This is a genomic window from Candidatus Neomarinimicrobiota bacterium (genome assembly GCA_034716895.1).
Classification (GTDB): domain Bacteria; phylum Fidelibacterota; class UBA8477; order UBA8477; family JABMPR01; genus JABMPR01.
The window spans coordinates 1-5,242 of record JAYEKW010000038.1 but is presented as its reverse complement, the minus strand read 5'-3'; the positions used below and the strand labels follow the sequence as shown (position 1 = coordinate 5,242).

Below are 5,242 nucleotides of genomic sequence, written 5' to 3'. Positions count from 1 at the left end.
AAAGCACATCGCTCTACATCGTATGCTCTCAGGGGGATCCTAATATGGAATCACTACAAAGCGTAGTCAGTAAAATAATACCAAACGTGATACAATCTGATACGGGGTACCTGGTAGATGGTAGTTACGGTGGCAATGCAGTAGATGTCGCTGTCACTGATACTGGTTTGGAATGCCAATGCTTCGTCGCCCAAGTTTCAAACGGTGAATGTGAACATGTCAGGATAGTACGAGATTACCTGGCGAATAATCCCATACCAGACGACAAGCCTGTAATTACCCAGGCTGATGCCGACTATTACCTTGCGAAGGTAGCCGACCTAGACGAGATACTCACTGCAAACACAGAGAGTGCTACCAAGCAGATAGACCGTATCAAACTCTGGTTGGAAGTAGAGACGGACAAGATCCAGCGGAAGAAGGATTATTATCTACTGGCGTTGGATAACTACATGCACCTCAATGATTTCAGCACCAAACGGCTGGTGAATGGAACCCTCAAAGTCAGGTCACAACAGCCTGAGATTAAGATTACCGATGAGGATGAAGTCTTAACGGACGAGCGGTTTGTTAGGCTTATACCAGAGAAACGTGCAATCGATAAAGCTGCACTCCGTAAATATTGCACCCAAACCGGTGAAGAGGTAGCGGGTACAGAGGTGATACTGAAACCTCATAAGTTCAGTTATAAACTGAATGGAGGTGCTTGATGAATATCTCAAGTGTCAGTGATTCTGAAGTCCTGGAGGAATACGTGCGCAGATTCACAATACCTGCCGGTGAAAGAATCAAGACATCACGAGAAGCTGCTGATCATTTCAGGTCATATTTCGCAGATGCAGCCAAGCGAGAGCAATTTGTCGTGTGTTTTCTCAATGGACAGCATCGTGTTCTCACAACAGAGATACTCTTCACCGGATCAATAACGACAAGTGCTGTTTACCCCCGTGAAGTGGTGCAGCGTATCCTTGATTTAGGCGCAGCAGCTGTAATGCTAGCACATAACCATCCGTCGGGGGAGCTTACTCCCTCAAGCAGTGATCGTGCTGTTACAAAGAAGCTACAGACGGCGCTATCAGCAATAGATGTAGACGTGCTAGACCACATCATCATTGGTGGATCTGAGTTTTTCAGTTTCAGTGACCACCGCCTTATATAAATAACAAAACCGAAAGAGAGGTAGATATGGAGACACAAGAAAGTGTCATGGATGTAGTCCATCCAGTTCAAAGTAATGTAGATAATCACCGGACATTGTTCAGCCATGATCCGGAACAAGCTTACCGTGAAGCACAACGACTGGTCAATGTTGTAGCCAGCAAGTGCACGGGACCGGGATATCTGGTTAATATCCGGGGCAAACAGTACCCAAAGATAGAATGGTGGACGTCCGTCAGTGCATCACTGGGACTATTCCCCCGCGTACTTTATTCAAAACGACTCGAACGTGATAGTGAGATAGCATACGAGGCCAAGGTTGAGGTCCATCGTAACGGTCAGATCATCGCATCCGGTGAGGCTATGTGTTCAAACCGTGAGGATCGTTGGCGAAGTGCTGACGAATATGCGATAAAATCCATGGCGATAACCAGAGCCTCAGGTAAGGCATATAGAATACCGTTATCATTCCTGGCTGTGATGGCTGGATTGGAGGTAACACCTGCAGAGGAAATGCCCGCTCAACAGAACACCCAGTCCACGTCAAAGTATGAACGTACAAATAATCACGTTGAAGAAATGGCCTCTGAGAAGCAGCAAGCTGCTGTGAGGGGATTAATTGAGAACGATTCTGTATATCCCAATGAGAAACGCCAGATCCATGAATTCATCGAGGACGGGCTGACCAAAGTGAAAGCTAAGGAGTTGCTCGACTTCTTTTATGGCATAAGTGAGTTCCATGATGGAAACTGGGTCAAAACAACATCCGGAAAGCTTGAAGAAAGGAGATAAAACTGTCCGGAAACTATGACGTACAAAATAGCTGCGGCCGCAAACCCGTCTTAGATTCGACTTCTCCTGCACCCTCACTCCCTTTTACCTGCTTCACAAGTTAACATCAGCTCATACCATCTGATTTCAACCTATATCAGAACCTGAATATTGCTCATCCTGGGGCTTAGGGAGGGGTAGTAGTGCTAATCTAAATCAGTCAATGCTTAAATCGACAGATAGTATGATTGCTTACTCAATCAAACTGATGCTAGAGGAAGCACAAATTCTCGCGAGAACTGTGACATAACATTGTTAAAGGCGGAATAGACCGCTCCTGTAAATCCCCTTAGAGGGAAAAATGTCATAAGGAGGATTCAAATATGAATTCACAAACAACCCAAGAATGGTATACGCTTAACGAAGCTGTTGACTATACCAGACTATCTGCCAGCCTACTCAGAGCTGCAGTCAATGCTGAAAAGCTCAAATCAACAAGAAGTAATGGAAATAGTGGGAAATTACTATTTCACAAAACATGGTTAGACCAGTTTCTAATGGCTGGAGGTAATCATGAATCGTGATTTAGAAGCTGCAGCCGTGGCAGAAATTAGCAATCAGCGTGACTGGGTTTACCAGCAATGGTTGGACCTAAATGCTACACGCCTATACAAACTTCCCATCAAATGTTGTAAAAACAGCTCAAATCCTGCCATCGAAGAAATGAATGCTGAGATCCGTGAGCGTGCCTTATGAGCAAACTTCAACCAGTAAAGCGATTAATTATTGATCGTGAAAATTACCTGACATTGCCTGAAGCAGTGTCAATTATGGAAGTGAATGAGCATGTTCTTTTGCTTATGAAGGGCATCATTGGGTTCCGGTGGGATCCTGATGACCCCAAGGCCCCATTGTTCCATAAAGATGATCTAAGATATTTCAAAGATCAATCTGAATATCGCATTCTAATCACACTTGACGCTTTCAAAGATCCCAATTTTAAGCCTCTTGATGATATAGAATTTGTCGAGCTATGGCTTATCGAAAAGGTCGAGCGCCTTTGTAAGCAATATCATACTGGTGATCAAACTGGCTGTGAGAACACTAGCCATGAGATAAATGACAGACTGCAGGAGGCGAGATCATGAAGTGCTCTCAACGATGGTTTAAGACCCACGAGGCTGCTGAATATCTAAACGTAAACCTGAAATCCTTTACTTCAGTAATGAAGAGGAACAACTGTGTTGCTGTGAAGACCAGCAGGAAGGGTGATTATCGCTGGCACCGATCACAACTAGATGGGTACCGTATCTACAATAATAGTAAGCCCACCTTAATGCAGAGAATCAAGTTGATAATTCTCAACTGGGTGTTCAAAACATGATTGTTGTTGTAAACGTGTCTTTTTGCGATACGTACGAAATCGGGGCGGGAATCCAGCATTCCTGCCCTGGCTCCAACATCCCCTCAGAGGGTAATTCCAAACGATGGAGAATATTATGACCTTAACACCAGATCAAGACACTGAAGAAGAGAACGCTAACCCAATGAGAATGGGTCCTTATCGACATGTACTGTTGGTTGCAAAGGAACTCAATATGACCCTTACGGCGCTGGCTGATTTAATAGACACAAATCAAATAGCATTTATTAGACCTAAGTGGTTGCTGGACTCAAGAATCTATGTGCATAAAGATTGGGTGGATGCTGCTAAAGCCAAATTCCCGGTAGTGAAATTCTGTATGCTACATAAACATTTGCTTATGGATGATCATTCATTTCTCGAATTGAGGAAGTTGACCACTCGTAAGAAGCCCAAGGTATTAGCTAGCCAAAACCAGATAGATACACTCCAGGAGATTCTTGATAGTGATTATATCCTTCAAGGCGAGCGAAAGTGGATCCTGCCCATATTTGATGAGAAGTGGATTGGCAGTGTTCGTATTGGCTCCTTGATTGATTATTTCCTTGGTGTCAAATACAAGAATACCGACGGTTCATGGGATTATATAACACAGGGAGTCTTCAGGATTCGCCGTGATACCCTAACCGAATATTACGAAAAGCGTAAAGAATTAGCACTGATCAATCATGATACGTTCTAGAGGACAATACCTCACAACACGCTTATAGCCTTTGAGCTTAACCCCATAACCTCCGAGGAGGGGATCATGGGAAAGCGTAACACCCCAAACAAAGACCATAAGTTCTGCCCCAGCTGTGGTGGACTTACCGAACGCTATTTGACTGTGAATGAAGTTGCAGAGTTGACTTCAACATCACCAGACACCTGGCGCAAATATATCAGAGAACGATCCATTGAATATGTAAAGATAATGGGCAACACCCGTATTCCATATTCATCACTAAAATCAATAATCGAGGTCTTCCCTGAAATTAACACAACAACGATTGATAGAATTGAGAGTATATAAAATGGCAACAATAGCAAAGCACATAACTGATGGCGGTAAGAAAGGATATCGTCTTCAATGGTACGATTATCTTGGGAACCGTAAATCCAAGATTCTGTATCTCCCCAAATCTCAGGTAAGATTAGTAGGAGATAGATTGGAAAGAGAGACTCGTGAGATTAAGAATGGACTAAGACAACGTCCAGGTACAATTAAGATGATCACGGATAAATTCATCAGCACATCGAAAACAGATAACAAAAGTCCTCAGACGATAAAGCGGTATGAGAAAGTCTTCAAACCATTCCTGGCATATTTTGGTGAAGAACGCGCACTGCATTCAATTAACTCGATAGCCATTGAAGAATATAAGGCAGAACGCAGTGAGATTGATAAGGTCAAGGCTGTTTCCGTAAATACTGAATTACGACACCTAAAGGCACTATTTAACTGGGCTGTTAAGCAGGATTACATAGCTAAGACTCCATTTTCGGGTGTAAAGATGTTACAGGTAGATGATCCAGAAGTCCGCTTCTTATCTGAAGACGAGATTGAAAAGCTATATGAGACCATCGAGGAGAAGAAGAACCAACGTGCTTATGATCTGGTAACTTTCTACCTGCAAACTGGAGTGAGGGCTACAGAGATACTCGAGGAAGGTGGCTTCACCTGGGACTCAGTAAAGAAAGACCATATTGAGATCATTGGCAAGGGCAGGAAGCGTCGTCGGATACCACTGAACGATACACTTCGCGCCATTCTTAACTCTCGGAGGGGGGAACGGGTACCGTTCCCATATACCTACTCTGCAGTGTCCCAGTCGTTATCCCGTAGACTATTCCATAGTGCGGAAATACCCGATGCTAATTTGCACACACTTCGTAAGACTGCCGGTGCTC

General features: G+C 43.9%; 9 protein-coding genes. All 9 read left to right on the top strand.

Going from position 1 to position 5,242, the window contains the following annotated elements; translation table 11 throughout:
* The coding region (locus tag U9Q77_02835; GenBank protein ID MEA3286298.1) for a host-nuclease inhibitor Gam family protein at positions 1-710 on the top strand (710 nt) is incomplete at its 5' end.
* Complete coding sequence (locus tag U9Q77_02830) at positions 710-1,159, top strand: JAB domain-containing protein (protein MEA3286297.1); 450 nt, start codon at positions 710-712, stop codon at positions 1,157-1,159. The genes U9Q77_02835 and U9Q77_02830, both read left to right, overlap by 1 nt.
* A gap of 26 nt (positions 1,160-1,185) precedes the next feature.
* Positions 1,186-1,950, top strand: coding sequence for a hypothetical protein (locus tag U9Q77_02825; protein MEA3286296.1), 765 nt, complete (start codon positions 1,186-1,188; stop codon positions 1,948-1,950).
* 362 nt (positions 1,951-2,312) lie between these two features.
* Positions 2,313-2,513 (top strand): hypothetical protein, encoded by a 201-nt coding sequence (locus tag U9Q77_02820; GenBank protein MEA3286295.1) that lies wholly within the window; start codon positions 2,313-2,315, stop codon positions 2,511-2,513.
* Positions 2,503-2,685, top strand: a complete 183-nt coding sequence (locus tag U9Q77_02815; GenBank protein ID MEA3286294.1) for a hypothetical protein — start codon at positions 2,503-2,505, stop codon at positions 2,683-2,685. Before U9Q77_02820 ends, U9Q77_02815 begins: the two co-directional genes overlap by 11 nt.
* The gene (locus U9Q77_02810) at positions 2,682-3,077 is read left to right on the top strand and encodes a hypothetical protein (protein MEA3286293.1); all 396 of its coding nucleotides are present in this window, start codon (positions 2,682-2,684) and stop codon (positions 3,075-3,077) included. Before U9Q77_02815 ends, U9Q77_02810 begins: the two co-directional genes overlap by 4 nt.
* Before the next feature lie 351 nt (positions 3,078-3,428).
* Positions 3,429-4,034 carry a hypothetical protein gene (locus U9Q77_02805; protein MEA3286292.1) on the top strand — a complete coding sequence of 202 codons (606 nt, stop codon included), beginning with the start codon at positions 3,429-3,431 and terminating at the stop codon, positions 4,032-4,034.
* A 66-nt stretch (positions 4,035-4,100) separates the two neighbouring features.
* On the top strand, positions 4,101-4,364 hold the full coding sequence (locus U9Q77_02800) for a helix-turn-helix domain-containing protein (GenBank protein MEA3286291.1): 264 nt from the start codon (positions 4,101-4,103) through the stop codon (positions 4,362-4,364).
* Position 4,365: 1 nt separating this feature from the next.
* Positions 4,366-5,242, top strand: an 877-nt coding sequence (locus U9Q77_02795; protein MEA3286290.1) for a phage integrase N-terminal SAM-like domain-containing protein, incomplete at its 3' end; no start/stop codon positions are given.